Raw genomic sequence first — 26,684 nt, 5'->3', positions numbered from 1 at the left:
GCCGATGCGGCAGAGCCTCCTGGGATCGCGTCAGAGCTGGGTGTTGAGGTAACGCTGTAGTCCGGCGACGGTCCGTGTGTTCCACGTCGTGGCGCCGTCGAGGTAGAGGCCGAGGTAGCTCTGCATGGCCGCCATCGAGCGCGGCCCCCAGACGCCGACGGCAGGGGCGCCGATCCTGGCCTGCAGGGCACGGATCGTCGCGCTGTCGAAGATGCCGGTCGGCGTGATCCCGAGCCAGCGCTGTAGGGCCGTCTTCGTGAGCGGACCGAAGTAACCGGTGATCGGCAGCCGTGCCGACAGCAGCCCGTATTGCGCCTTGACCGTCAGGACGCGCAGGACCGCCGCCTGGACCCTGCCACGAAACACGCTGTCGGAGGCGGCTCGCGCGGTCACGGCATTCACCATCGCGGGGATCACGTAGGGGTTGACGGTCAGGACGACGTCACCGCCCGAGCCGATGAAACCGACGGCGCGAGCGCCGGGCGACCACGCGGCCACCTGCTTGGCGTTGCCGAGGTCGTCACTGATGACGATGCCGGAGAAGGCCAGGTCGCCGCGGATCATGCCGCGGATCACCGTGGGGGAGAAGGCTGCCGGGTGCGATGCGTCGATGCGCGCGTAGTAGGCGGACGACACCATGAGCAGGCGCGCACCGGCACTGATGGCCGCCCGGAACGGCACGAGGTCGGCAGACGTGCGGGTGGTCACCGTGTCGGTCACCCCGGCGGTCGTGTCCGTGTTTCCGGTCACGCGCCCGAGGCCGGGGAAGTGCTTGGCCGTCATCGCGAGACCGGACGCCTTCATGCCCTCGAGGAAGGTCGTGCCCTTGTCGGCGACGGCGGTCGGTGTGTACCCGTACTCCCGCTGGTAGTAGCCGATGGGCCGGTTCAGGCTCGCGAAGCTCTTCGCGACCGTGTCCATCACCGGAGCGAGGTCCACGTCGACGCCCGAGCGCATCACCTGGGTGCCCCACGTCCGGGCGTATGCCGTGAGCGTCGTGTCGGACCACGTGCCCTGAGTCAGGGCGGTCGGCATCCGCGAGAAGCCCGGCCCCTGGAGGACCTGGACGTAGCCGCCCTCCTGGTCGGAGGCGATGAACAACGGCACCCCGCTCGTCGCGGCGGCGGTGGTCAAGGTGTCGACTCTACCCGTCAGGTACCGCACCGGCGGTGTGCCTGTTGTCGTGCGGCCGGTGAGGACCAGGTTGCCGACGTGGTACGTGCTGATCGCCGTCGTCGTGGCTGACCCTAAGCCGGTCACAGCACCTCCGACCATGAAGAGCTGACCGATCCGCTGTGCGGTCGTCATCCGGTCGTAGACGGCCTGGGCCGCTGCCGCCGGCGTCAGGGCGAGGGCCACCGGGCCGGCGGCCACCAAAGGGGGCGAGGCTGGACTGGCCGAGACGACCGGGGCGGCGGGGAAGGCGAGCACACCGACGCCGACGAGGGCCAGGGCGGCGCCGAGGCTAGCCGCGAGGAGAGACACGGGGCGGGAACGCATTGCGATCCACCTACCATTCAAGGGGACTCAGCGCGACGCTCTTCCAGTGTAGGCCGCCGCGCACAGTCCCGGACAGCGATCCATCGCCCGCAGGCCGGTCGATCGGCGTCGTCACGGTCGGCCCCTTTACGCGTGCCGCCGCGTGTGGCCGCCTGCCGCCGTGCGCTTGCGGACAAGGCTTGCCTCGGCTGCGCCACCGCCCCCATCCTTGACGCATGAGCCGCGCCGACGAGCTGAGGGCCCTGGCGGACGTAGAGGAGCGCCTGCGAGAGCGCTTCCCCGAGCTCGACGCAGACGTCGTCGAGGCCGCGGTTCGCGTCTCCTACTCGCAGTTGACGGGTGGGGTGCGTGACTTCGTGCCGCTGCTCGTCGAGCACTCGGCGCGCGACCGCCTGTCGTTCGCGATCCGCGAGAACGCACGGGGCGACTCCGAGCCGGAGCCGGGTGTCGGTCCCGACGGCTGACGCGGCCGTCGATGTCTGGGTCGCTCGGGTCCACGAGTCGCGTGAGTCCATGGCTGCCGTCGAACCGGGAGCGCGCACCCGGGTTCTCGATGACGTCGAGCGCGATCGGTGGAGGCGGTTCACGGACCCCGGCGCAGCCCGGTCCTACGCAGCGCTGCACATCCTCGCGCGCACGGTCATCGGCCCGATCGTCGGCCGCGACCCGGCCGCGCTGCGCTTCGACCGGTCGTGTGTCGTCTGTGGCCTGCAGCACGGACGACCGCGGCTCATCGACGACCCGACCCTGCGGCTCTCACTCAGCCGCACGCGCTCTGTCGTCGTGCTGGCGACGAGCCGCGCCGGACCTGTGGGCGTGGATGTCGAGCGTGACGATGCTGTCGCCTTCGCGGGCTTCGAGGAGGTCGCACTGCACAGCGACGATCGTGGGCGCCGCCGCCGCGAGCGGGACGCCGTCCCGGACGCGACGGCCTGGGTGCGCAAGGAGGCCGCCCTCAAGGCGCTCGGCGTGGGCTTGCGGGTCGACCCGGCGAGCGTCCGCACGCCTGCGCCGGGAAAGCCTGTCGTGGTCGTGCCCGGCCTGCAGCCGGTCAACGTCATCGACCTCGCACTCGACCTGGACCCCGACGTGGACGCATGGCATTCCGCCGCCGTCGCGCTGGTGACGAATGCCGTCTCCGTGAAGGTCCACCTGCACTGACCGACGCGCTGCCCGGCATCCGAGTCGGGGCTTCGGCGAGTGTCTCGCTCAAGACGGGGCTTGGAGCCCGGGCAGCCGCGTGGTCCACAGCCAGGTCTCGAGCAGGTCGCGAGCCGCCTTCCCGGACTCCGCGGCTCGCGCTGCGCCGGCGCGCACGGCGTGTGCCTCGGCGTGGTCGACGAACGCGTCCGTCGTGACGGAGCCGTGCCGGTGGGTGGCCACCCAGTCACGCAGCAGCTCGAAGAACGCCGTGTCTCCCAGGTGCAGCCGCAGCGCGTGGACCGTCAGGGCACCCCTCTTGTACACGCGGTCGTCGAACATGAGGTCCGGGCCCGGGTCGCCGAGCACGAGGTCCTGCGGGAGCCGGGACAGGCGCGCCCAGTGCGTCATGGCGTTGTCGTGGACGGGCACCCCGTCGGCGTGCTCGGCCCACAGCCACTCGGCGTAGCAGGCGAACCCCTCGTTGAGCCAGATGTCCGCCCAGGTCGAGGTGGTGAGGCTGTTGCCGAACCACTGGTGCGCCAGCTCGTGCGCGACGAGCCGTTCGTGCCGGCGTTGGCCGTCGAGCCAGTTGGGGCCGAACGTGGCGAGCGCGTGCGCCTCGAGCGGGATCTCGAGGTCGTCGGCGGTGACCACGACCGTGTAGTCGTGGAACGGGTAGTCGCCGAAGAGGTCCTCGAAGTGGCGGGTCATCTCGGGCAGGCGCCCCAGGTCGTGCATGACGGTGCGCTCCAGCGCCGCGGGCAGTGCCACCGTGACGGGCACGGCGGCCGGCGCGAGGTCCCGGCGGACGTAGCGCCCGACGTGCACCGTTGCCAGGTAGGTCGCCATCGGCACGTGCTGCTCGAAAACGCGCCGGGTCCGGCTCCCGCGCACGCTCGTGGACGTGAGCGCGCCGGTGGCCAGGACGTCGTAGGGAGAGTCGCACTCGAAGGCGAGCCGGTAGGTCGACTTGGTCCGGGGGTGGTCGTTGCAGGGGAACCAGGTGGCCGCGCCGTTGGGCTGGGCGGCGACGAGCGCGCCCTCGGTGAGCTCTTCCCAGCCGACGTCGCCCCAGCGCGTCGATGCGGGACCGGGCGTGCCGGCATACGTGATCGTCACCTGGGTGCGGTCGCCCCGGGTGAGCGGCGAGAGGGGCGTGATCGCGACGCGGGGTCCGCGGTGCGTCCACCGGGCGGCCGCCCCACCGACACTGACCTTGAGGACGCGCAGGCCGACGAGGTCCACGACGAGGCGGCGCACGTCCTCGAGAGCGACCACGTCCAGGACGGCCCTCCCGGAGAGCCGGTTGCTCGAGACCTTGTAGCCGAGGTCGAGGTCGTAGTGGGTCACCGCGTACGCGGGGTCGCCCCGGTCGGGCGTGTACGGGTCGGCGAGTGCATGGACCTCGTGGGTGACGCCACTGCTCATCGGGCGCGGTTCCCGACCGGCTCCGACGCCGGGGTGGTGCTGCTCGTCCAGGGCGCGATCGGGTTGCCCGTCCACCGGGATCCACGCGGAACCGCCTCGCCCCGGAGCACCAGAGAGCCGGGGCCGACCGTCGCGGCGGCGCCGATGGTGGCGGCGGGAAGGATGACCCCGTTGGGGCCGAGCGTGGCGCCGTCCTCGAGCGTGACCGTGTCCATGCTCATGATTCGATCATGGAACAGGTGGGTCTGGAGCACGCAGCCGCGGTTGACGGTCACACCGTCACCCAGCGTGACGAGGTCGGCCTCGGGCAGCCAGTACGTCTCGCACCAGACGCCGTGGCCGATGCGAGCCCCCAGGGTCCGCAGCCAGACGTTGATCGCGGGCGTGCCCGTCGCGGTCCAGGCGAACCACGGCCCGGCGACCATCTCGACGAACGTGTCGACGACCTCGTTGCGCCACACGAACGGGCTCCACAGCGGATGCTCGACGGCACCGATGCGGCCGACGACGACCCACTTTGCAGCGGTCGTGACCGCGGCTGCGACGGCACCGGCCGCGGCGAGCACCACACCGCCGAGGGCGGCCGCGCCCGCAAGCCCTACGCTCGCGGCGAGCCACTCGAGCACGACGAGCACGCCGACTCCGATGGCGACCGTGACCATGACGGGAAAGATTCGGCACAGCTCGACTAGTGCGCGAATCACCTTGAGCCGCAGGGGCGGTGCAAAGGTCCGTTCGTCGTCCGAGCCTTGCGGCGGGCGGCGCAGACGCACCGGAGGGCTGCCCAGCCAGCTGGAGCCGGCCTTGGCCTTCGCGGGTGCTGCAGAGAGTACGGCGACCAGCCCGTGCTTGGGCACACGCCGACCGGGCGCGGTCATCCCGCTGTTGCCGAGGAAGGCGCGTCTGCCGATCTTGGCCGGCGCGATGTGCACCCAGCCGTGGGCCAGCTCGTAGCTCGCGACCATCGTGTCGTCGGCGAGGAAGGCGCCGTCGGCGACGGACGTCATCGAGGGCAGCAGCAGTACGGTCGAGGCCTCGACGTCACGCCCGACCTTGGCGCCCAGTGCCCGCAGCCACATCGGGGTGAGCAGGCTCGCGTAGACGGGGAAGAGGAGAGTGCGGGCCTGGTCGAGCAGGCGCTCGGTGGCCCAGACCTGCCAGCCCACACGGCTGCGCACCGGGAAGTAGCCCTCCCGCAGGCCAAGCCCCAGTGCTCGGACGAGGGCGATCGTCATCGCGGCGAGGGTGAGGAGGCCGAGCGCGGTCACGACGGGGACCGCGGCGTATGCGGTGGCGACGGCCTGGTCCGCGCTCGTGGCGCGGGCGACCGCTCCTCCCACGAGCGCGACGGCCGGCGCCAGGGCGAGGAACGGCAGGACGGTGAGGAGGACGCCGGACAGCGCGTAGACGGCGACCCACGCCGGCGCATCGGCCGGACGCGCGGTGGGCCAGGTGTCCTCGCCGGTGCGGGTGACGCGTCCCGCCGGGGATCCCGCCACGACGCGTCCCGGGCGTACGGACTTCAGGACTGTCGAGCCGGCCTCGACGACGGCACCGCGGCCGATGTGCACGTCGGGTCCGATGGTGCTGCGGGCCCCGATCACGGCGTCACGACCGATGTGCACGGCGCCGACGTGCACGACGTCGCCGTCGAGCCAGTAGCCGGACAGGTCGACCTCCGGCTCGATGCTCGCGCCGGATCCGATGGTCAGCATCCCGGTGACCGGCGGCACGGAGTGCAGGTCGATGCCCGTGCCGACAGAGGCCCCGAGCAGCCTGGCGTAGTAGACGATCCACGGCGCGCCCGCCATCGTCACGGCCCCCATGGCGTCGGCGAAACGTTCGGCCGCCCAGAGACGCAGCTGCACGTTGCCGCCGCGCGGGTAGCTGCCCGGCCGGACGCCGGCCAGCAGGGCCCGAGCAGCCAAGGCCGACAAGCCCATCCGGCCGATCGGGGTGACGAACGCCAGCCAGCCCACGGCGAGCGCCCACCAGGAGACCGGCACCGACCAGTCAGCGAGATCGACGACCCGAAGCAGCTCGGTGACCGTCGCCAGGCCCACGAGCCACTGCAGCCCCTTGACCGTGAGCAGGACGACGGACAACAGGGTCTGTACCAGCTGGGTGCGGCGCGGGATGCGGCGCACGGTCCGGTCCATCGGTGAGCCGTCCGTCGGCGTCATCGTCTCGAGGAGCTCGGCCTGGGCGCCGAGGCGTGGGTGGGCGTGGACGTCGGCGACGGTGACGGTCGGGTAGTGCTCGCGCAGGATCGAGACCAGCCGCGCCGAGGTGAGGCTGCCGCCGCCGTGGTCGAAGAAGTCGGCCTCGACGGAGCGGACGTCGGTACCGAGGACCGCGGCCCAGTGCCCGGCGAGCCACGCGGCCGTGCCGGAGAGGTCGGTCGGCTCGTCGTCGCCAGTGCCCGGAAGTGGCCAGGGCAGCGCCGCCCGGTCCACCTTGCCGGAGGTCCGGGTCGGCAGGTCGTCGACGACGGCGAGCACCGGGATGAGTGCCGCGGGCAGCTCTTCGTGGAGCCGGCCCAGTGCCTCGCTCCGGTCGAACGTGTCGTCAGTCACGACGTAGCCGACGAGGACCTGCGTGCCGGCGCTCGTCGTCTTGACGGCGGCCGCGGCGCCCGACACGTGGGGGAGCGACTGCAGCGCCGCGTCGACCTCGCCGAGCTCGATCCGTCGTCCGCCGAGCTTGACCTGCTCGTCGGCGCGGCCGACGAAGACGAGTCCCTCGGGATCGTTGACCACGAGGTCGCCCGACCGGTACGCGCGGTCCCAACCCAACGTGGGCATGGGCGCGTACTTCTCGGCGTCGTTGGCCGGGTCCAGGTAGCGGGCGAGACCGACCCCGCCGATGATGAGCTGGCCCGTCTCTCCCGGCAGCACCGGCCGGTCGTCCGGGCCGACGACGGCGAGGTCCCATCCGTCGAGCGGGAGCCCGATGCGGATCGGTGTCGTGCCGTCGAGTCTCGCGCCGCAGGCCACGACAGTGGCCTCGGTCGGCCCGTAGGTGTTCCACACCTCGCGGTCCGGGCCCACGAGGCGCTGAGCCAGTTCCGGCGGGCACGCCTCGCCGCCGAAGATGAGCAGGCGCACCGGCTCGAGGGCCTCGGCAGGCCACAGCGCCGCCAGCGTCGGCACCGTGGACACCACCGTCACGTCCTGGGCCACGAGCCACGGGCCGAGGTCCATCCCGGTGCGCACGAGGCTGCGCGGTGCCGGGACGAGGCAGGCGCCGTGACCCCACGCGAGCCACATCTCCTCGCACGACGCGTCGAACGCCACGGACAGTCCGGCGAGTACCCGGTCTCCGGGGCCGATGGGCTGGTCATGCAGAAACATCCGCGCTTCGGCATCGACGAAGGCGGCAGCGGAGCGGTGTGAGACGGCGACTCCCTTGGGCACGCCCGTCGACCCCGACGTGAAGATCACCCACGCGTCGTCGTCGCCGGTCACCGGCGGACGCCCGGCGTCCGGCGACGTGCCCACGGCTCGGCGGGAGGTCGTGGCGCCGGCTGCTGTCACGATCTGTCGCCTGGCACCGACGACGGCCGCGACCTTGGCCTCGGAGAAGACCAGGTCGGCCCGCTCCTGCGGGTCATCCATGTCGACCGGGACGTACGCTGCCCCGGCGTACAGGATCCCGAGGATGGCGACGTAGAGGTCGGTCGTGCCCGACGGGATGCGCACCCCCACGCGGTCGCCCCTGCGCACCCCCACCGCAGCGAGGGACGACGCCATGCGCTCAGCGCGCTCCGTGAGCTGCGTGTAGGTCAGGACGGACTCTGTGTCATCGAGCGCCGGGGCGTCCGGATGGCGCGCCGTGACCTCGGCCAGGACGTCGATCAGTGTCCGCGGCGGCGCCGCGCGGTCACCAGCGAGCAAGGGGTCGTTCACGCGTACTCCTCGAGTGGCCCAACGCCACTCGCGTCGCCGACCACACCCGGAAGGTAGACCCGCTGGGTGAACGGACGGTGCCGCCACGTCCCGCCCCGCGACGTTCGTCGGCGTTCGGCAAGGGTTCACGGCACAGCCGCGTCGAGGGCACCCTCAGCAACGCCGGGCTCCCTAGCGTCGAACCGTTGCAACCGACCAGCGGAGGAATCGCCGATGCACGTCCGTCAGCTCCTGATCACCCTGGCTCTTGCGGGCCCGCTCGTCGCCGGCGCGGCGGGCACAGCACCGGCGAGCGCAAGAGAAGTGGGGGCGGGTCCCGGGGTTCTGCCGCAGAAGACCCAGTTCGACCTCCAGGCCCACCGCGGCGGCATCGGCATGACGACCGAGGAGTCCCTCGAAGGCTTCGCGAAGGCCATGCGTCTGGGCGTGACCACTCTCGAGCTCGACACGCAGGTCACCAAGGACGCGAAGGTCGTCGTCACGCACGACCGCCGGGTGAGCGCACAGAAGTGTCGCGACACCACGCCCGTCACGGTGGGCGACCCGACATATCCCTACGTCGGCAAGTACATCAAGGACCTCACCCTTGCCCAGGTCAAGACCATGGACTGCGGCTACCAGCAGCTGCCCGAGTTCCCGGAGCAGGAGCAGATCGCCGGTTTCCGGATGGCCGAGCTGAAGGACGTTCTCAACCTGGTCAAGGCCTACGACGCCAAGCAGGTCACGCTGAACATCGAGACCAAGGTCGAGGCGGGCGCGCCCGAGCAGACCGCTCCGCGAGCGCTCTTCGTGCGCTCTTCGTGCGCCGAGTCTTCGAGGAGATCCACAGCTCCGGCATCGAGGACCAGGTGACCATCCAGTCGTTCGACTGGGGCGCCCTCAACGAGATGCACCGGCTCGCACCGACCTGGCCGCTCGTGGCCCTGACGAACCACGACTTCCTCCAGGTCGGCATGCCCGGCGCCTCACCGTGGCTCGGCGGTGTCGACTCCGACGACTACGGCGGCGACCTCGTCGCGACGGCGTCGGCCGCAGTCCCCGGCCTGACGGCGCTCTCCCCGAACTACGGGTTCCCGCAGAGCGGCACGGTCGGCGACCTGGGCTTCCGCTTCTACCCCGACGCGGCCATGATCACGGCGGCACACGCTCGCGGCCTCGAGGTCATCCCGTGGACCTGCGACGACCCCGCCACGGTGAGCGCGCTCATCGACATGGGCGTCGACGGCATCATCACCAACTACCCCAACCGGGTCCGGCAGCTCATGGCCGAGCGCGGCATGCGCCTGCCCAAGGCGTACGCGCCCAGCTGAGCCCCGGTCTCCACCACCCACCTACCGCTGCCCCCTCCACAACCCAGGAGTTCCCATGGTCAACCTCGACCGTCGCCGCTTCCTCCAGATCGCGGGCGGCGCCGCAGCAGCGACGATGCTGAACGACAGCATCGCCAGGGCGGCGGCGATACCCGCCAACCGCGCCACCGGATCCCTCCAGGACGTCGAGCACATCGTCGTCCTCATGCAGGAGAACCGCTCGTTCGAGCACTACCTCGGCAGCCTCCGCGGCGTCAGAGGGTTCGGGGACCCTCACCCTGTCCAGCTCCCGAGCGGGATGAACGTGTGGCACCAGTCCGACGGGACGCGCGAGATCCTCCCGTTCCACCCGAGCGTCGACGACCTCGGCGCGGCCTTCCTGGAAGGCCTGCCGCACAGCTGGACCGACGGTCAGTCCGCGGTCAACAAGGGTCACTACGACGGCTGGGTGCCGGCCAAGGGCACGACGACGATGGCATACCTGAAGCGTGAGGATGCGGCGTTCCACTATGCCCTCGCCGACGCGTTCACGGTCTGCGACGCGTACTACTGCTCGTTCATCGGCAACACCGACCCGAACCGCTACTACATGTGGACGGGCTGGACGGGCAACGACGGCAAGGGCGGTGGGCCGGTCCTCTACAACGACGAGCTCGGCTACGACTGGCGCACCTACCCGGAGCGGCTCGAGCAGGCCGGGGTGTCCTGGAAGGTCTACCAGGACGAGGGCTCCGGTCTCGACGGCGCCGGCTCGTGGGGCTGGACGTCCGACCCCTACATCGGAAACTACGGCGACAACTCGCTCCTGTACTTCAACGCGTACCGCAACGCGGCGCCCGACTCACCGCTCTACCGGAAGGCTCGCGTCGGCACCAAGGCCGTCGACGGGCAGGACTACTTCGAGCTGCTGCGCCGCGACGTCGAGGCGGACGCGCTGCCCGCGGTCAGCTGGATCGCGGCGCCCGAGGCGTTCAGCGAGCACTCGAACTGGCCGACCAACTACGGCGCCTGGTACATCTCCAAGGTCCTCGACACCCTCACGTCCAACCCCGAGGTGTGGGCCAAGACGATCCTGCTCATCACGTACGACGAGAACGACGGCTTCTTCGACCACCTCGTGCCGCCGCACGCGAACTCCCCTCTCGTTCCTGGCGCTTCGACGGTTCCGACGGACCACGAGTTCTACGACGGTGAGCACGGGCCGGGCGCATACGGCATGGGGCCGCGTGTGCCGATGTTCGTCGTGTCGCCGTGGAGCACCGGCGGTTGGGTGGCGTCCGAGACGTTCGACCACACCTCGATCATCCGACTCATGGAGGCCCGTTTCGGCGTCGACGAACCCAACATCACCCCCTGGCGCCGGTCTGTCGCCGGCGACCTGACGTCGGCGTTCGACTTCTCCAGGACGGTCGAGAAGGTGCCGTCCCTGCCGAGCACGACGAGCTGGAAGCCGTTCGACGACAAGCGCCACCCCGACTACCGGCCGACGCCTCCGCCTCACGGCTCGATGCCGTCGCAGGAGCCGGGCACGCGCCCGGCCCGTCCGACCCCCTACGACCTCGACGTCCGGGAGTTCCAGACGCGCGGAGCCATCACGGTCGACCTCGACAACCGCGGCCGCCGGGGCGTCCAGCTGCAGGCCCGGCTCATCGAGCCCGCAGGTGCACCGCACAGCTACACGGTTGGTGCGGGCGACGAGCTGCGAGCCACATGGCCCGTCACCGGTGAGTACGACATCCACCTCCACGGACCGAACGGCTTCTTCCGCCGCTATGCCGGCGACATCGGCACCGACCGTGTCCGGGTCGCGTTGACCCGGGTCGGGCGCACCCAGCAGCTCTCCCTGGCCGTCGAGGCCCCGCGGGGCATCGAGGTCACCCTCGAGAACGCGTACGGCGACCGGACCACGGCCGGCCGACGCCCGGTCACCATCGACACGACCGCGACCGGCGGCTGGTACGACCTCACGGTCGTTGCCGGGGACACGTCGTTCCTGCGCGCCTTCGCGGGCCACCTCGAGACCGGGCGTCCGTCCATGAGCGAACCGGCCCTCGGGGGCGTCACCACGCGGTGACCGGTTCTCGTGGACTCCTTCGAGCCACGAGGCACGTGCCAGGCCGGCGTGCTCCAATCGCCCTGCCCGCCCCGCGGTCCGGTGGCCGTGGGCGCACTGACGGCCCAGAGACAGTCCAGAGACAGTCCAGCGACAGCCCAGCGTCACTGCAGCGGCACCGCACGAGAGGATGTGACCATGGCGAAGCCCGATCGTGGCCCCCGGTTCCTCAAACGTCGTGGTCGTGACCTGACGGTGAAGGACGGCGGTGGTCGCAAGCACCAGGCGACGTTGGAACCGGTCGACCAGCATGGGACTCAGGACGACGGGGCGTTCGCCTTCGGCTACTGCAAGAGCTGCGACTGGACGGGTCCAGCCAGGCGGGCCCGGGACAAGGCCCGCAAGGACGCAGTCGCGCACCAGGACGACTGTCCCAGCAAGGGCAAGGTGCGGATCGGCGTGAGCGAGGACGACCCGCGGTAGCGCCCAGTGGTGCTCAGGCGCGCAGCAACTGCCGCACCCGGGCTGCCTCACGGGTGAGGTGGTCGCGCTCAGGCACATTGGTGGCTGAGCGGGATGCCACGGCATACACGCCTTCGTCCTCCCCGGCTCCTCACAGCCCATTCTGGCTGCGCTGGTCGGTTCAGGCGTTGCGGGGCGTGCCGTCCTTGGCGCCGCGACTCCCGCGAACGCTGCCCTCAGCCGTTCGAGCAGAGCGTCGAGACCCGTGACGTCCGCGTCCGGTTCCGCGATGGTCGGGACCGAGCCGTTGGGTTCAGCACTCGATGACGTTCACGGCGAGGCCGCCGCGCGAGGTCTCCTTGTACTTGACCTTCATGTCGCGCCCGGTCTCGCGCATCGTCTTGATGGCCTGGTCGAGGCTGACCTTGTGCTCTCCGGTGCCGTGCCGGGAGAGCCTCGCGGCGTTGATCGCCTTCACCGAGGCGATGGCGTTGCGTTCGATGCACGGGATCTGCACGAGACCGCCGACGGGGTCACAGGTCAGGCCGAGGTTGTGCTCGATGCCGATCTCGGCCGCATTCTCGACCTGCTCCGGGCTGCCGCCGAGGACGGCGCACAGGCCCGCCGCGGCCATGGAGCATGCAGAGCCGACCTCGCCCTGGCAGCCCACCTCGGCGCCCGAGATGGAGGCGCCGAGCTTGAAGAGGATCCCGATGGCGGCCGCCGTGAGCAGGAACTCGACGACCTTGTCCTCGTCGTCGTCGACGAAGCGGGTGAAGAAGTGCAGCACCGCAGGGATGATGCCTGCGGCACCGTTGGTGGGGGCGGTGACGATGCGGCCACCCGAGGCGTTCTCCTCGTTCACTGCGAGGGCGTAGAGGTTCACCCATTCCATCGCCCAGAGCGGGTCGAGCACGGGTCGGCCACCCTCACGGGCGGCCGCCTCCTGCTCCTGCAGGCGTGCACGCAGCTCGGGTGCGCGACGACGCACCTTCAGGCCCCCCGGCAACGTGGTCTCGGTGCGCGTACACCCACTCTCGACGCACTCCTGCATGACGTCCCACAGGTGCAGCAGCTGCGTGCGCACCTGCTCGCGCGTCCGCCAGGAGAGCTCGTTGGCCATCATAACCTCGGCGATGCCGAGCCCACTCTCGTGACACCGGTCCAGCAGCTCGCGCCCGGTGCTGAACGGGTAGCGGACCTCGGTCGAGTCCTCCACGACCCGGTCGCTCCCGGATGCATCCTCGTCGACGACGAACCCGCCACCCACGGAGTAGTAGGTGCGTCTCAGGAGTGACTGGCCCGAGCCGTCGTACGCCTCGAAGGTCATGCCGTTGGGATGGGTGGGCAGGGTCTCCCGCCGGTGCAGCACCAGGTCGCTGTCCGTGTCGAACGCGATCTCGTGGCTGCCGCAGAGCGCCAGGGTCCCGGCGGCGCGGACCTGCGAGACGCGTTCCATCGCGCGATCGGTGTCCACGGTCTCGGGGTCCTCGGCCTCGAGACCGAGCAGGACTGCCCGGTCAGACCCGTGCCCGTGCCCGGTCGCCCCGAGCGACCCGAACAGCTGGGCGTGCACCCGACGCGTCTCCTCGAGCAGCCCGATCTCCTTCAGCGACAGCGCGAACCGCCGCGCCGCGCGCATCGGTCCGACCGTGTGTGACGAGGAGGGCCCGATGCCCACGGAGAACAGGTCGAGGGCGCTGAGCGCCATCAGTCGAACTCGCGCATGCCGTCGAGCAGCCAGCGGGTGACGAACTCGGTGAAGGAGGCCCGGGGCATGACGAGCCAGGTGTCCTCTCCGGAGCGCCACAGGATGACCTGGACGGACTCGAGCAGCGTGGACACGGCACGGCCGACAGGAAACTCGCGCGGGTGCAGGTCGAGCTGGATGACCTTGTCGAGCACCGCTCGCGCGCGGGGCCCGGACAGCTCGAGGGTCGCGCGGTTGGCCGAGACGTCGACCACCTGACCGCGCTGTCCGTCGAGGGCTGCGCTCACGGCATCCACGACCTGACGGCCGTTCTCGCCGGTGACCGCCTCGTCGCCGAGCACTGCCAGCCACTCGTCGGGTCCCAGCCAGATGACGTCGACGGGACGCCCGGGCCCACGCTCGCCGGAGCTGACGGTCCCGACGCGTTCGGGCAGCGGCGCACCGAGGGCGCGTCCGAGGGCCTCCATCGCGGGCGCCGACCCGGCTCGCAGCGCGAGGTGGGTCGCGAACGGCAGCTCTCGCAGGCTGACGGTCGTGCGCGAGCCGGCCGCCATGAGCCCGGTGAGATCGGCGCCGGGACTGCGTCGGTGCCTCAGGGGGCTGACGGTCTCCGTCGACGCCCTGTCGTCCGACATGGCGTCGTTCGACGTGCTCGGATCGGTCGTGCGATCTGTGGTCGCGGGCGCGGTGATCGTCGGCTCAGCCATCTCGTCGTGCACCTTCCTTGTCGTAGAGCACCGGTTCGTGGACCTCCACCTCGGCGAACTTTCCTTCGAACGAGGCGAGCAGGGTCTGGCCGATGCGATCAGGCCCGTCCTTGACGAGGGCCAGGGCGAAGCTGCGTCCCAGGGCCTGGCTGTGGTAGCTCGACGTGACGAAGCCGACCATGGCGATGGGGGCGGCGGGCAGGCCCGCGCCGGTGTAGCTGCCCAGCGCGTCGGGCTCGACCAGCTGGGCTCCCTCGGGCAAACGCAGGGCACGGTCGACGGGCAGCACGCTGACGAGCTGCTTGCGACCCGGGGCGGTGTGCGAGCTGCGGGAGAACGACCGCTTGCCGATGAACTCCTTGGTCTTGCTCACCACCCAGTCCATCCCCAGGTCGTGGGGGGTGATGGTGCCGTCGGTGTCCTGCCCGACGATGGGGTAGGCCTTCTCGGCGCGCAGCACGTGCATGGTCTCGGTGCCGTAGGGCGTGATGTCGAACTCCTCGCCGGCGGCGGCGACGTCGTTCCAGATCTTGAGCCCGTACCAGCGGGGCACGTTGATCTCGTAGGCGAGCTCCCCGGAGAAGGTGATGCGGCAGATGCGCGCCTCGATACCGGAGACGAGGGTCGTCTCTCGGAACTCCATGAACCCGAAGCCCTCCTTCGAGACGTCGAGGTCAGGGGCGAGCTTCGCGATGACGTCGCGCGACCGCGGGCCGACGACCGCCACGGTCGACCACTGCTCGGTGACCGAGGTGAAGGTGACGTCGAGCTCGGGCCACTCCGTCTGGCTCCACTCCTCGAGCCAGTCGAGCACCTTGGCCGCCCCGCCCGTGGTCGTGGTCATGAAGAAGCGGTCGTCTGCGAGGCGCAGGGTGACGCCGTCGTCGAAGACCATGCCTGCTGCGGTGCACATGACGCCATAGCGGGCCTTGCCCACGGCCAGCTTCAGGAAGGGGTTGGTGTAGACGCGGTTGAGGAACTCGGGAGCGTCGGCGCCCCGGATCTCGATCTTGCCGAGCGTGGTGGCGTCCATGAACGCGACACCCTCGCGGGCGGCGCGGCACTCACGGGCGACAGCAGCGTCCATGTCTTCCCCGCTGCGCGGGTAGTACCACGGGCGCTTCCACTGTCCGACGTCCTCGAACAGGGCGCCGTGCTCGACGTGCCACGCGTGCGCGGGGCTGGTGCGCGCGGCGTCGAACAGCTCGCCCCGACCCCGGCCGGCGAGGGCGACGAAGGCAACGGGCGTGAAGGGGGCTCGGAAGGTCGTGGTGCCGATCGCGCCGGGTGTGGGGCGCTTGGCAGCTGCCGAGGCCGCCCCGTGTGTCTTCACGGCAGGGTCCTGTCCGGGCTGTCCTGGCGGGATCGAGGCGGTGTCGTTGCCGGAGAGCACCTGGGTCAGCAGCCCGATCGTGTTCACGCCGCCGATGCGGCCCTGGTCGATGCCGGTGCTGATGGAGGTGTACCGCTTGACGTGCTCGACCGAATGCATCCCGGCGACGGTGGCGCGCAGCACGTCCGCGGCGGTGTTGTCCCGGCTGAGGTCGACGAAGTGCCGGTCGAAGGACCCGTCGGCAGCAGGCACGGCCCACAGCTGACGGACCCGCCCGGCCGCACGGTGCTGGCGCTCCAGGCGCACCTCCGGGCTCTCGGCCGGCGACTCGGTGGGCTCGCCCGGCACGGAGAACCCGGCGGCCTGTGCCGCCGCACGCCCGGCGCGTTCGCCCTCGGCGACGCAGTCGACGGTGGAGTAGCTGCCGTTTCCGGCGCCGGCAACGAGCTGGTTGCGGACCTCGCCCGATGGCACGAAGCCCGCCAGCTCGTCATCCCACCGCAACGGCCCCTGTCGCTGGCTGTGCAGGTTGACATTGGGCGTCCAGCCGCCGGACACGGCCACGAGGTCACACTCGAGCGTCTGCCCGGCGCCCACCGGCTGGCCGTCGGCGTCGATGGGCGCGATGGTGGCCGCGGTGACGGCGTCGACGCCTTCGACGGCCGTGACCGCGGACGAGGTGTGCACGGCCATGCCGGCGCGCAGAGCACCCTGCTGGGCGCTGCTGGGGGCGGTCATCTGCTCACGGGCGTCGACGACGGTCACCTCCGCACCTGCGTGGGCCAGAGCGTGGGCCGCTTCGTAGGCGGAGTCGTTGGTCGTGAACACGACGACCTTGTGCCCGGGCAGCGCACCCCAGCGGTCGGCGTACGCGCGGGCGGCCGAGGCGAGCATGATGCCGGGAACGTCGTTGTCGGCGAAGACGATCGGCCGTTCGAAGGCTCCCACCGCCAACACCACCTGGCGCGCGGAGACGTGCCACACGCGCTGGCGTGACACCCCGTCCCTCACCGGCTCGCCGCTCGCGCCGCGTGACCGCTGTCCCTCCGGGCGCTGTTCGACGGCGATGAGGTAGTTGTTGTCGTAGCTGCCGAACACACAGGTGCGCGTCAGGACGGTGGTCTCCGGCGCGGCCTCGAGCTCGTCGCTCACGCCCGCGACCCACTCGACCCCGGGCTGCCCCTCGACCATCGCGGTGCGGTCCGACAGCAGCGACCCGCCGAGCGCGAAGTCCTGCTCGAAGAGCATCACGCGGGCCCCGCTCGCGGAGGCCGCACGGGCCGCGGCGAGCCCGGCCGGGCCCGCTCCGACGACGGCGACGTCGGTATGCACGTGGACCTTGTCGTACTCGGCTGGGTCGGGACGCCCGTCGAGCACGCCGATGCCCTCGAGGAGCGTGACGTCCAGGCCCTCGGTCAGCTCGAGGGTGGTCGCGGGCAGCATCGACTCGTTGTGCGCGCCGTTGACGCGCACGAACGCGTTGGGTTCCTCGACGCCCGCGGTCATGATGCCGCGCGGGCGGCGCAGGTAGATGGAGTCGCCGACGCGCAGGCGAGCGTTTGCGACGAGCGCTGACGCGAGGGTGTCACCGGCGAACCCGGTGAGGGTCGTGCCGTCGACGGTGAAGGTCAGCGGTCGGCCCCGGTCGATGGCGCCACCCTTGGGACGTCGGTTGGGCTGGTCGGGTGAGGTGAGGTCCATGCTCATGCCTCCTGCCTGCTCGTGGTGGGTGCTGGTGCGGCTCCGTCGGGACGGGCCTGGTCGAGGCGGTAGACGTGCTGGATCTCGTACGTCCGGGTGTTGCGGATGGCGTTGAACCACTTGCGGCAGCCGGCCGAGTGCACCCACCGTTCGGCGTAGGCGCCCTGGGGGTTGTCGCGGTAGAAGAGGTACTGGGCCCATTCCTCGTCCGACAACGCGTTCGGGTCTTCGGGGTAGGCGACGTGGGCCTGCCCGCCGTAGGCGAACTCCGGCTCGTTGCGCGGGCCGCAGTACGGGCACTCGATGAGCATCATGGTGGAAGTCCCTTTCGCGTCAGTGGGCCACGGCGGCGGCGCCGTGCTCGTCGATGAGGTCGCCGCTCACAAAGCGCTCGAGACCGAAGGCCCGGTTCAGCTGGTGCGGTTCGTCGTGGGCGATGGTGTGCGCGTAAGCCCAGCCGGCGCCCGGCACCGCCTTGAAGCCGCCCGTGCCCCAGCCGCAGTTGACGTACATCTGGTCCACGGGGGAGCGGCCCATGACCGGCGAGGCGTCGAGCGTCACGTCGACGATGCCGCCCCACGTGCGCAGCAGGTGGGCCCGAGCGAAGATGGGGAAGAGCTCGACGGCGGCCGACATCTGGTGCTCGATGACGTGGAAGGAGCCCCGCTGGCCGTAGCCGTTGTACGTGTCCACACCGGCGCCCATGACGAGCTCGCCCTTGTGGGCCTGGGAGACGTACACGTGCACGTGGTTCGACATGACGACCGTGGGGTGGACCATCTCGTGGAGCTCGGAGACCAGCGCCTGAAGGGGGTGCGACTGGATGGGCACGCGGAACCCGGCCATGTCGGCGAGCACGGAGGTGTGTCCGGCGGCGCACAGGGCGACCTTCCCGGCGTTGATCCGTCCGCGCGACGTCTCGACCCCGACGACACGGTCGCCGTCCATGACGAAGCCGGTGACCTCGCAGTTCTGGATCAGGTCGACGCCGAGCTCGTCCGCACGGCGCGCGTAGCCCCAGGCCACCCAGTCGTGCTTGGCGATGCCGGCGCGCGGCTGGAACGTGCCGCCCATGACGGGATAGCGGATGTCGTCGTTGATGTTGATGATGGGGCACAGCTCCTTCACCTGCTGCGCGTCCACCCACTCGGCGTCGACGCCGTTGAGGCGGTTCGCCTCGACCCGGCGGACAGAGTCCCGCTGGTCCTGCAGGGTGTGGGCGAGGTTCAGCACGCCGCGCTGGGAGAAGAAGATGTCGTAGCCGAGCTCTTCCTCGAGGCCCTCCCACAGCTTGAGGGAGTGTTCGTAGATGGCTGCCGACTCGTCCCACAGGTAGTTCGACCGGATGATCGTCGTGTTGCGGGCCATGTTGCCGCCGGCGAGCCAACCGCGTTCGAGCACAGCGACGTTCGTGATGCCGTGGTTCTTGGCGAGGTAGTAGGCGGTGGCGAGGCCGTGACCGCCCCCGCCGACGATCACGACGTCGTAGCTCTTCTTCGGCTCGGGGTTGGACCAGAGGAAGTCGGGGTGCTGCGGGAGCTCGCGCTGGTTCACGCCACGCCTCCTCGGATGCCGGGGTAGAGCGGGAAACGGGCGGTCAGCGCGTCGACCCGGGCACGCAGGGCCGGCAGGTCGGCCGTGCCGGGCGCGGCGGCCAGGACGGCGGCGATGATGTCGGCGACCTCCGCGAAGGCGTCGCTGTCGAAGCCGCGGGTGGCCAGGGCCGGCGTGCCGATGCGCAGCCCCGAGGACACCATCGGCGGTCGCGGGTCGAAGGGGACGGCGTTGCGGTTGACCGTGATGCCGATCGAGTGCAGCAGGTCCTCGCCCTGCTGGCCGTCGAGCTCGGAGTGGCGCAGGTCCACGAGCACGAGGTGCACGTCCGTGCCGCCGGTCAGCACGCTGATGCCGCGTGCGGCGACGTCGGGGGCCTGGAGGCGGTCGGCGAGGATCGCGGCCCCCTGCAGCGTGCGCGCCTGTCGCTGCGCGAACTGCTCGGAGGCGGCGAGCTTGAAGGCGACGGCCTTGCCGGCGATGACGTGCTCGAGCGGGCCGCCCTGCTGGCCGGGGAACACTGCAGAGTTGATCTTCTTGGCGATGTCGGCGTCGTTGGTCAGGATGATGCCGCCGCGCGGGCCGCCGAGTGTCTTGTGCGTGGTCGAGCTGACGACGTGGGCGTGCGGCACCGGCGACGGGTGCAGCCCGGCGGCGACGAGCCCGGCAAAGTGAGCCATGTCGACGAAGAGAACGGCGCCCACCGCGTCGGCGATGCGACGGAACTCGGCGAAGTCGAGCTGGCGCGGGTAGGCCGACCACCCGGCGATGATCATCGCCGGCCGGTGCTCCTGGGCCAGCCGCTCGACCTCGGCCATGTCGATCAGGTGGCTGTCCTCGCGGACGCCGTAGCCGACGATGTTGTAGAGGCGGCCCGAGAAGTTGAGGCGCATCCCGTGCGTCAGGTGGCCGCCGTGAGCGAGCTCCAGCCCGAGGATGGTGTCGCCCGGGCGCAGGAGCGCGTGCATCACGGCGGCGTTGGCCTGCGCGCCGGAGTGGGGCTGGACGTTCGCGAAGTCGGCGTCGAAGAGCGCCTTGACTCGCGAGAGGGCCAGCGACTCGACGACGTCGACGTGCTCGCAGCCGCCGTAGTAGCGCCGACCCGGGTAGCCCTCGGCGTACTTGTTCGTCAGCACCGAGCCCTGCGCCTGCATCACGGCGACGGGGGCGAAGTTCTCCGACGCGATCATCTCGAGGGTGTTCTGCTGGCGTTCCAGCTCATGACCGATCGCGGCCGCCACCTCGGCATCCAGCTCCGCGAGCGCACCGTCGAGGACGCCCTCGGGGGCACCGTCGGTCACACCGTCGAGGGGGCGGTCGGGGAGCACCGTCGTCTGGGTTGGTCCGTCGATCGTCATCTCACCACTCCTGATATCTGTCTGGTCGGCGACTGATATATCAATCTCGGTGCTACGATATGTCTAACGCGGCCCACGGTCAATGGGTTGGGAGGCCCCGTCTCAGCGGGCCTCGGCGTTGCGGTGACCCAGGCAGTCGGACAAGGGGAGAGCAGCAATGAGTGTCGACGTGGCGGTCCGCGGGTCCAGCCAGGAGAACTACGCCTCGATGGCCGAGCGGGCGTACCACGAGATCCGCGACCGGCTCATCATGCTCGACATCGCCCCCGGTGCGCCGATCAACGACCAGGCGCTCGCGCTCGAGCTCGGCGTCGGCCGCACGCCGGTCCGCGAGAGTCTCAAGAAGCTCGAGCTCGACCACCTCGTCGTGGCCTACCCGCGGCGGGGGACGTTCGCGACCCAGGTGGACATCACGGACCTCGCTGCAGTGTCCGAGATGCGCACCGTGCTCGAACCGTTGGCCGCGCGGCGAGCCGCGACGACCGCGCGCCCCCAGAGCCGTCAGGCCCTGCTCGCCAAGGCCGACCAGATCGCGCAGATGGACGGTGGGCGTCAGAGCAACCGGGCGCTCATGCAGTACGACATCGACGTGCACAGGCTCATCTACAGCGCCGCCGGCAACGAGCATCTCGAGGAGACGCTCGTCCGCCTCGACAACCTGGCGACTCGTATCTGGTGCGTGGTCCTGGATCGGCTTCCGTCGATCGCGGAGCACATTCGCGAGCACATCGACCTGCTCCGCGCCATCGCCGACGGCGACGGCGACCGGGCGGCGGAGCTGGCGCTGCAGCACGCCGTGCACTTCGAGAGGTCCGTCCGCCGCGTGCTCTAGAGGTCAGCTCCTGACGCGCGGGCGCCAGGTCGTGCCGTTGCGCGGCCGGCGGGCCCGCTCGACGGCGGCGGGAAGGGCCCTCAGGAAGGCGTCGACGTCGGCGTCGGTGGACGTGTGGCCGAGGGTGAGCCGCAGCGCCCCCCGCGCCCGCTCCTCGGCCAGGCCCATCGCGAGCAACACGTGGGACGGCTGCGGCAGCCCGGCCTGGCAGGCCGATCCCGTCGAGCACTCGACCCCGGCAGCGTCGAGGAGGTGGAGGAGGGAGTCGCCGTCACAGCCGGGCACGAGCAGGTGCGCGTTGCCGGGGAGGCGCCGTATGCCGTCGCCGGCCTCCCAGTGGCCCGTCACCGTGATGCCGTGGCCGAGAGCCAGCGCCGCGGTGATGAGACGGTCGCGCAGGACGACGAGCCGCTCGGACTCGGCGTCCAGCACGGCCACGGACTCCTGAGCAGCGACAGCGAAGCCCCGGATCGCCGGCACGTTGAGGGTGCCGCCCCGGAGGTGCCGCTCCTGGTTGCCGCCGAACGTCAGCGGAACCAGCCGGGCGTCGCGTCGGGCGACCAGCGCTCCGACACCGAGGGGGCCGCCGGTCTTGTGGGCCGTGATGGTCATCAGGTCGGCGCCGCTTCCACTGAAGTCGACGGGGACGTGCCCGAGGGCCTGGACCGCGTCGACGTGGAAGGGGATGTCGAACTCGTGGGCCACGGCCGCGATCTCGCGCACCGGCTGGACCGTCCCGACCTCGTTGCTGGCCCACATGACCGTGACCAGCGCCACCGAAGCCGGGTCGGCGGCGACCGCCTCGCGGACGGCCGCCGCGGACACGACACCCTCGGCATCCGGTTCCACCCAGGTCACCCGCGCCCCGTGCCGCGCCACGAGGTGCTCCACGCAGTCACGCACCGCATGGTGCTCGATGGCGCTGGCAACGATGTGGTCGCGGCGGGGATCCGCCTCGCGCCGGGCCGCGAAGGTCCCCGACACCGCGAGATTGTCCGACTCGGTGCCGCCGGAGGTGAAGATGACCTCCGACGGCCGGGCACCGATGGTCCGGGCCAGCCGCTCGCGCGCTTCCTCGACCGCTCGCCCGGCGCCTCTCCCGGCGGTGTGCAGCGACGACGCGTTGCCCACGGTCCCCAGCTGCTCGGTCATGGCCGCGACGGCCGACGGCAGCATGGGCGTGGTCGCGGCGTGGTCGAGGTAGGCAGTCACCTGGCTGGTGGGGATGGTGACGGTCAGTGACCCCGGTCCAGCCATGTCGGCAGGTCCGGGGCCTCGGCGCCGATGGTGGTGTCGGCGCCGTGGCCGGGGTGGACGACGGTGTCCGCTGGCAGGGTGAGCAGCTTCTCGGTGATCGACTCGATGATGGTCGGGAAGTCGCTGAACGAGCGTCCGGTGGCTCCCGGCCCGCCCTGGAACAGGGTGTCTCCGGTGAATACCTCGCCCAGCTCGGGAACGTAGAAGCTGCAGGCGCCGGGCGCGTGGCCGGGGGTGTGCAGCACGTTCACCTGGGCCCCGCCCAGCGTGATCCGGTCGCCGTCGTCGAGCTTGTGGTCGGGCTCGCTCGTGTGGACGCGGTCCCAGAGCATCCGGTCCTCGAGGTGGAGGTAGGTCGGTGCGCCGGTGGCCTCGCGCAGCTGCCCGGCGACGCCGATGTGGTCGTCGTGCCCGTGGGTCAGCAGGATGGCCACGACGGTGCGCCCGGCGACCGCGTCGAGGATCGGGCGGGCGTCGTGCGCCGCGTCGATGATGACGCACTCGTCGTCGTTGCCGACGACCCAGACGTTGTTGCCCACCTCCCACGTTCCGCCGTCGAGGCTGAAGGTGCCCGAGGTGACGACGCGGTCGACGTGCAGGGAGCCGCTCACAGCTGGACCACCGAGCGCAGCACCTCACCGTGGTGCATCTTGGTGAAGGCGGCCTCGACGTCGCCGAGGCCGATGGTCTCCGAGACGAAGGCGCCCAGGTCGAACCGGCCCTGCTTGTAGAGGTCGACCAGCATCGGGAAGTCGCGGCTCGGGAGGCAGTCTCCGTACCAGGAGGACCTGAGGGCGCCGCCGCGGCCGAACACCTCGATGAGCGGCAGGGTGAGCGACAGCTCGGGGGAGGGGACGCCGACCAGGACGACGGTGCCGGCCAGGTCGCGGGCGTAGAAGGCCTGCTCGTAGGTCTCCGGGCGTCCGACGGCGTCGACGACGACGTCGGCGCCGTGGCCGTCGGTGAGCTTGCGGATGGCCTCGACCGGGTCCTCGGCGCTGCTGTTGACGGTGTGGGTGGCGCCGAAGCCGGTGGCCCAGTCGAGCTTCCGGTCGTCGATGTCGACGGCGATGATCGTGGTCGCGCCGGCCAGCTTTGCGCCGGCGATGGCGGCGTTGCCGACGCCGCCGCAGCCGATGACGGCGATCGAGTCACCGCGGCCGATGCCGCCGGTGTTGACGGCGGCGCCGAATCCGGCCATGACGCCGCAGCCGAGCAGGCCGACCGCCGTGGGGTCGGCCTCTGGGTCGACCTTGGTGCATTGGCCGGCCGCGACGAGCGTCTTCTCGGCGAACGCGCCGATGCCCAGGGCGGGGGAGAGCTCGGTGCCGTCGGTGAGGGTCATCTTCTGGGTGGCGTTGTGGGTGTTGAAGCAGTACTGCGGCCTGCCCTTCTGGCAGGCCCGGCACTGGCCGCAGACGGCGCGCCAGTTGAGGATGACGAAGTCGCCCGGGGCCACGTCGGTGACTCCCTCACCGACCGACTCCACGACCCCGGCCGCTTCGTGTCCGAGCAGGAACGGGAACTCGTCGTTGATGCCGCCCTCGCGGTAGTGCAGGTCGGTGTGGCAGACCCCGCAGGCCTGGACGGCGACCACGGCCTCGCCCGGGCCTGGGTCCGGCACGACGATGTCGACGACCTCGACGGGCGCGCCCTTGGCGCGGGCGATGACTCCCTTGACGGTGTGGGGCATGAGTTGAACTCCTCGGAACGTGAGTGGGTGGATGGCAGGTCTACGGATACGGCGTTGCTCAGCGGAACACGACGGTGCGGTTCTGGCCCAGCAGAACGCGATGCTCGGTGTGCCAGGTCACCGCACGGGCGAGCACCTGCACCTCGACGTCGCGGCCGGCGGCCACGAGCTCGTCAGGCTCGAGGGAGTGCTCCACCCGGGCAGCGTCCTGTTCGATGATGGGTCCCTCGTCGAGGTCCGCCGTGACGTAGTGCGCGGTCGCGCCGATCAGCTTGACCCCGCGTGCGTGCGCCTGGTGGTAGGGCTTGGCGCCCTTGAAGCTCGGCAGGAAGGAGTGGTGGATGTTGATGACCTTTCCCTCCAGCTTGGTGCACAGGTCATCGGACAGCACCTGCATGTAGCGCGCGAGCACCACCAGGTCGATGTCGAGCTCGTCGACGAGGCTCAGGAGGCGCGCCTCGGCCTCCAGCTTGGTGTCTGCCGTGACGGGCAGGTGATGGAAGGGCACCCCGTACGTCGTCACGAGGTCCTCGAAGTCTCGGTGGTTGGACACCACTCCGGCGATCTCGACGTTCAAGGCGCCGATTCTGGCCCGGTACAGAAGGTCGTTGAGGCAGTGACCGAAGCGCGAGACCAGCACCAGGGTGCGGGTCGGGGTGCCTGCGTCATGGATCTGCCAGGACATCTGGAAGGCCTGGGCCACCCTCTCGAACCGCTCCCGCAGCTCCGGTAGGTCACCGTTCACCACACTGAACTGCACGCGCATGAAGAACGTGTCACTCAGCCGGTCGTCGAACTGTTGGCTCTGGCTGATGTTGCCGTGTTGCTGAACGAGGAAGCTGCTGACGGCGTAGACGATCCCGGGGGCCTCCGGGCACGAGATGGTCAGGACGTATTCGCGGCCGGCCGCGGGGCGTGGTGCCATGGGGAAATCTCCAAACGGTGCGTATTACACAACACGAAGAGCAATGCGCAACAGTTTGACCTTAGATCGGGCTACGGGTCAAGGGGTGGCAGGCTGTGGGCCGGCCGCCGGCACCTGGCCCCGCCTTGGGTGGCGGTGTGCAGATGCATGGCTCGGCCGCGGCCGTGAGTCTCGGGGATGCGGGCGTGGTCAAAGTCTTGACAGTCACTCAGGCCGGGGCCACTCTGTTGCACCATCAGCAAACAGGTGCGCAATGAGAGACACTATTGGCTCGCCTGTCCCCATTGAGAAGGGTGCGGCATGCCAGAGCTCTACGTGGACGGCGAGTGGGTCGACCCAGTCTCCGCCGGTCGTCGGGAGATTCGATGCCCAGCTGACGGACGACTCGTCACCAGCGTCTCGGAAGGGGGCAGCGCCGACACCGTCAGGGCGATCGCGGCAGCCCGCCGGGCCTTCGACGACGGGCCGTGGCCGCGAACACCCGAAGTCGAGCGTGGAGCGCTGCTCCTGCGGACCGCCGACCTGCTGCAGCGCGACAAGGCGCAGTTCGCTCGGGCGGAGAGTCTCGACACCGGGAAGCGGCTCGTCGAGGCAGAGTACGACATCGACGACGTCATCAGCTGCTTCCGCTACTACGGGGGTATCGCGGGCACCGACGCCGGGCGGGTGATCGACACCGGCCGCGACGACGCGATCAGCAGGGTGGTGCGCGAACCCGTGGGCGTCTGCGGCCTGATCACCCCGTGGAACTACCCCCTGCTGCAGACTTCATGGAAAGTCGCCCCGGCGCTGCTCGCCGGAAACACCTTCGTGCTCAAGCCGAGCGAGCTGACACCCTCGACGGCGATCCTGCTCATGCGCAGCCTCGAGGAGGCGGGCCTGCCCGCCGGGGCCGGCAACCTGGTGCTCGGCGCCGGGGACAAGGTCGGCGCGCCCCTGGCCGAGCACCCGGACGTCGACCTCGTGTCGTTCACCGGAGGCCTCGACACCGGCCGATGGATCATGGCCGCCGCCGCACAGACCGTGAAGAAGGTCGCGCTGGAGCTCGGTGGCAAGAACCCCAACATCATCTTCGCCGACGCCGACCTCGAGACGGCCGTGGACTTCGCCCTCACCGCAGTGTTCCTGCACTCCGGACAGGTGTGCTCGGCCGGCTCCCGGCTCATCGTCCAGGACGACGTGCACGACCGCGTCGTCGACGAGGTGGTCCGGCGGGCCGAGGCCATTCGGCTGGGCGGCCCGTTCGACGAGCATGCCGAGACGGGTGCGCTGATCTCGGCGGCGCACCTCGAGAAGGTCGCCAGCTACGTCAAGGCCGGGATCGCCGAGGGAGCAGTGCTGCGGTGCGGGGGTTTCCGGGCCGAGACCGGTGGCCTCGAGAACGGCTACTTCTACCGCCCCACCGTGCTCGACGAGTGCCATGCCGACATGCAGGTCGTGCAAGAGGAGTCGTTCGGTCCGGTGCTCACCGTGGAGCGGTTCGCCGACGAGGCTGAGGCGGTCCGCATCGCCAACGACACCGCATACGGCCTCGCCGGCGCGGTGTGGACGCAGGACGGCGGCAAGGCGCAGCGCGTGGCCCGGCGGCTGCGGCACGGCACCGTATGGATCAACGACTACCACCCCTACGTCCCGCAGGCGGAGTGGGGCGGATTCAAGCGGTCCGGACTCGGACGCGAGCTGGGTCAGGCCGGGCTCGCCGAGTACTACGAGACCAAGCACGTCTGGCAGAACATCCGCCCTTCAGTCCAAGGGTGGTTCAGCGGATGAGCATCCCGTCGCAGTTCACCCAGCAGCAGCTCGGCCAAG

21 protein-coding genes are annotated in these 26,684 nt (G+C 70.6%); 8 read left to right on the top strand and 13 right to left on the bottom strand.

The annotated features are described in order from the left end of the window. Positions 1-30 precede the first annotated feature (30 nt). Complete coding sequence (locus H9I49_RS07525) at positions 31-1,500, bottom strand: glycoside hydrolase family 3 N-terminal domain-containing protein (RefSeq protein WP_188029756.1); 1,470 nt, start codon at positions 1,498-1,500, stop codon at positions 31-33. 215 nt (positions 1,501-1,715) lie between these two features. Here H9I49_RS07525 and H9I49_RS07520 point away from each other — a divergent pair, with 215 nt between their 5' ends. Both H9I49_RS07520 and H9I49_RS07515 read left to right on the top strand, forming a co-directional pair. Continuing rightward, entirely contained in the window at positions 1,716-1,964 is a 249-nt protein-coding gene (locus H9I49_RS07520; protein ID WP_188029755.1) for a three-helix bundle dimerization domain-containing protein, read from the top strand. Positions 1,965-2,013: 49 nt separating this feature from the next. Next, positions 2,014-2,661: a 4'-phosphopantetheinyl transferase superfamily protein gene (locus H9I49_RS07515; RefSeq protein ID WP_188029754.1), complete on the top strand. Its 648-nt coding sequence runs from the start codon at positions 2,014-2,016 to the stop codon at positions 2,659-2,661. Between the two features lie 48 nt (positions 2,662-2,709). Here H9I49_RS07515 and H9I49_RS07510 read toward each other — a convergent pair whose 3' ends face one another. Next, a complete protein-coding gene (locus H9I49_RS07510) occupies positions 2,710-4,071 on the bottom strand; it encodes a M1 family metallopeptidase (protein ID WP_188029753.1) in 1,362 nt (453 codons plus the stop codon). Next, positions 4,068-7,979, bottom strand: coding sequence for a Pls/PosA family non-ribosomal peptide synthetase (locus H9I49_RS07505; protein WP_188029752.1), 3,912 nt, complete (start codon positions 7,977-7,979; stop codon positions 4,068-4,070). Before H9I49_RS07505 ends, H9I49_RS07510 begins: the two co-directional genes overlap by 4 nt. A 213-nt stretch (positions 7,980-8,192) precedes the next feature. Between H9I49_RS07505 and H9I49_RS23775 the strand changes: the two genes are divergently transcribed. The 4 genes from H9I49_RS23775 (at position 8,193) to H9I49_RS07490 (ending at position 11,825) form a co-directional block, all read left to right on the top strand. Next, positions 8,193-8,831, top strand: a complete 639-nt coding sequence (locus H9I49_RS23775) for a glycerophosphodiester phosphodiesterase family protein (protein ID WP_255523776.1) — start codon at positions 8,193-8,195, stop codon at positions 8,829-8,831. Then, positions 8,780-9,289 carry a glycerophosphodiester phosphodiesterase gene (locus tag H9I49_RS23770; RefSeq protein WP_370587469.1) on the top strand — a complete coding sequence of 170 codons (510 nt, stop codon included), beginning with the start codon at positions 8,780-8,782 and terminating at the stop codon, positions 9,287-9,289. The genes H9I49_RS23775 and H9I49_RS23770 overlap by 52 nt, the downstream gene beginning before the upstream one ends. A gap of 55 nt (positions 9,290-9,344) precedes the next feature. Continuing rightward, positions 9,345-11,363, top strand: a complete 2,019-nt coding sequence (locus H9I49_RS07495) for a phosphocholine-specific phospholipase C (RefSeq protein WP_188029751.1) — start codon at positions 9,345-9,347, stop codon at positions 11,361-11,363. 177 nt (positions 11,364-11,540) lie between these two features. Then, positions 11,541-11,825 carry a hypothetical protein gene (locus H9I49_RS07490; RefSeq protein ID WP_223128452.1) on the top strand — a complete coding sequence of 95 codons (285 nt, stop codon included), beginning with the start codon at positions 11,541-11,543 and terminating at the stop codon, positions 11,823-11,825. A gap of 292 nt (positions 11,826-12,117) precedes the next feature. Here H9I49_RS07490 and H9I49_RS07485 read toward each other — a convergent pair whose 3' ends face one another. From H9I49_RS07485 to glyA, 6 genes are read right to left on the bottom strand one after another with little or no spacing between them, the layout of a single operon-like run. Continuing rightward, positions 12,118-13,515, bottom strand: a complete 1,398-nt coding sequence (locus H9I49_RS07485) for an L-serine ammonia-lyase (protein WP_188029750.1) — start codon at positions 13,513-13,515, stop codon at positions 12,118-12,120. After that, positions 13,515-14,222 carry a sarcosine oxidase subunit gamma gene (locus tag H9I49_RS07480; RefSeq protein ID WP_188029749.1) on the bottom strand — a complete coding sequence of 236 codons (708 nt, stop codon included), beginning with the start codon at positions 14,220-14,222 and terminating at the stop codon, positions 13,515-13,517. The genes H9I49_RS07485 and H9I49_RS07480 overlap by 1 nt, the downstream gene beginning before the upstream one ends. Further along, positions 14,215-17,256 carry an FAD-dependent oxidoreductase gene (locus H9I49_RS07475; RefSeq protein WP_188030410.1) on the bottom strand — a complete coding sequence of 1,014 codons (3,042 nt, stop codon included), beginning with the start codon at positions 17,254-17,256 and terminating at the stop codon, positions 14,215-14,217. The genes H9I49_RS07480 and H9I49_RS07475 overlap by 8 nt, the downstream gene beginning before the upstream one ends. A 2-nt stretch (positions 17,257-17,258) precedes the next feature. After that, positions 17,259-17,570 carry a sarcosine oxidase subunit delta gene (locus tag H9I49_RS07470; protein ID WP_188029748.1) on the bottom strand — a complete coding sequence of 104 codons (312 nt, stop codon included), beginning with the start codon at positions 17,568-17,570 and terminating at the stop codon, positions 17,259-17,261. Positions 17,571-17,589: 19 nt separating this feature from the next. After that, a complete protein-coding gene (locus tag H9I49_RS07465; protein WP_188029747.1) occupies positions 17,590-18,810 on the bottom strand; it encodes a sarcosine oxidase subunit beta family protein in 1,221 nt (406 codons plus the stop codon). Next, positions 18,807-20,168, bottom strand: coding sequence for a serine hydroxymethyltransferase (glyA, locus tag H9I49_RS07460; RefSeq protein ID WP_188029746.1), 1,362 nt, complete (start codon positions 20,166-20,168; stop codon positions 18,807-18,809). The genes H9I49_RS07465 and glyA overlap by 4 nt, the downstream gene beginning before the upstream one ends. Before the next feature lie 157 nt (positions 20,169-20,325). On the opposite strand from glyA, the gene H9I49_RS07455 reads away from it, so the two are divergent. Next, positions 20,326-21,000 carry a GntR family transcriptional regulator gene (locus H9I49_RS07455; protein WP_188029745.1) on the top strand — a complete coding sequence of 225 codons (675 nt, stop codon included), beginning with the start codon at positions 20,326-20,328 and terminating at the stop codon, positions 20,998-21,000. A gap of 3 nt (positions 21,001-21,003) precedes the next feature. Here the strand turns inward: H9I49_RS07455 and H9I49_RS07450 are convergent, their stop codons facing one another. Genes H9I49_RS07450 through purU form a run of 4 tightly spaced genes read right to left on the bottom strand, consistent with a single transcriptional unit; the run spans position 21,004 to position 24,875 of the window. After that, positions 21,004-22,257, bottom strand: coding sequence for a cysteine desulfurase family protein (locus H9I49_RS07450; protein WP_188029744.1), 1,254 nt, complete (start codon positions 22,255-22,257; stop codon positions 21,004-21,006). Next, positions 22,236-22,868, bottom strand: coding sequence for an MBL fold metallo-hydrolase (locus H9I49_RS07445; RefSeq protein WP_188029743.1), 633 nt, complete (start codon positions 22,866-22,868; stop codon positions 22,236-22,238). The genes H9I49_RS07450 and H9I49_RS07445 overlap by 22 nt, the downstream gene beginning before the upstream one ends. After that, complete coding sequence (locus tag H9I49_RS07440; protein ID WP_188029742.1) at positions 22,865-23,950, bottom strand: S-(hydroxymethyl)mycothiol dehydrogenase; 1,086 nt, start codon at positions 23,948-23,950, stop codon at positions 22,865-22,867. Before H9I49_RS07440 ends, H9I49_RS07445 begins: the two co-directional genes overlap by 4 nt. Before the next feature lie 58 nt (positions 23,951-24,008). Beyond that, complete coding sequence (gene purU / locus H9I49_RS07435; protein ID WP_188029741.1) at positions 24,009-24,875, bottom strand: formyltetrahydrofolate deformylase; 867 nt, start codon at positions 24,873-24,875, stop codon at positions 24,009-24,011. Positions 24,876-25,175: 300 nt separating this feature from the next. Between purU and H9I49_RS07430 the strand changes: the two genes are divergently transcribed. Next, positions 25,176-26,645, top strand: coding sequence for an aldehyde dehydrogenase family protein (locus tag H9I49_RS07430; protein ID WP_188029740.1), 1,470 nt, complete (start codon positions 25,176-25,178; stop codon positions 26,643-26,645). Positions 26,646-26,684: the final 39 nt, after the last annotated feature.

Source organism: Terrabacter sp. MAHUQ-38 (genome assembly GCF_014518425.1).
Classification (GTDB): Bacteria; Actinomycetota; Actinomycetes; order Actinomycetales; family Dermatophilaceae; genus Terrabacter.
This window is presented reverse-complemented; position numbering and strand designations above follow the sequence as displayed.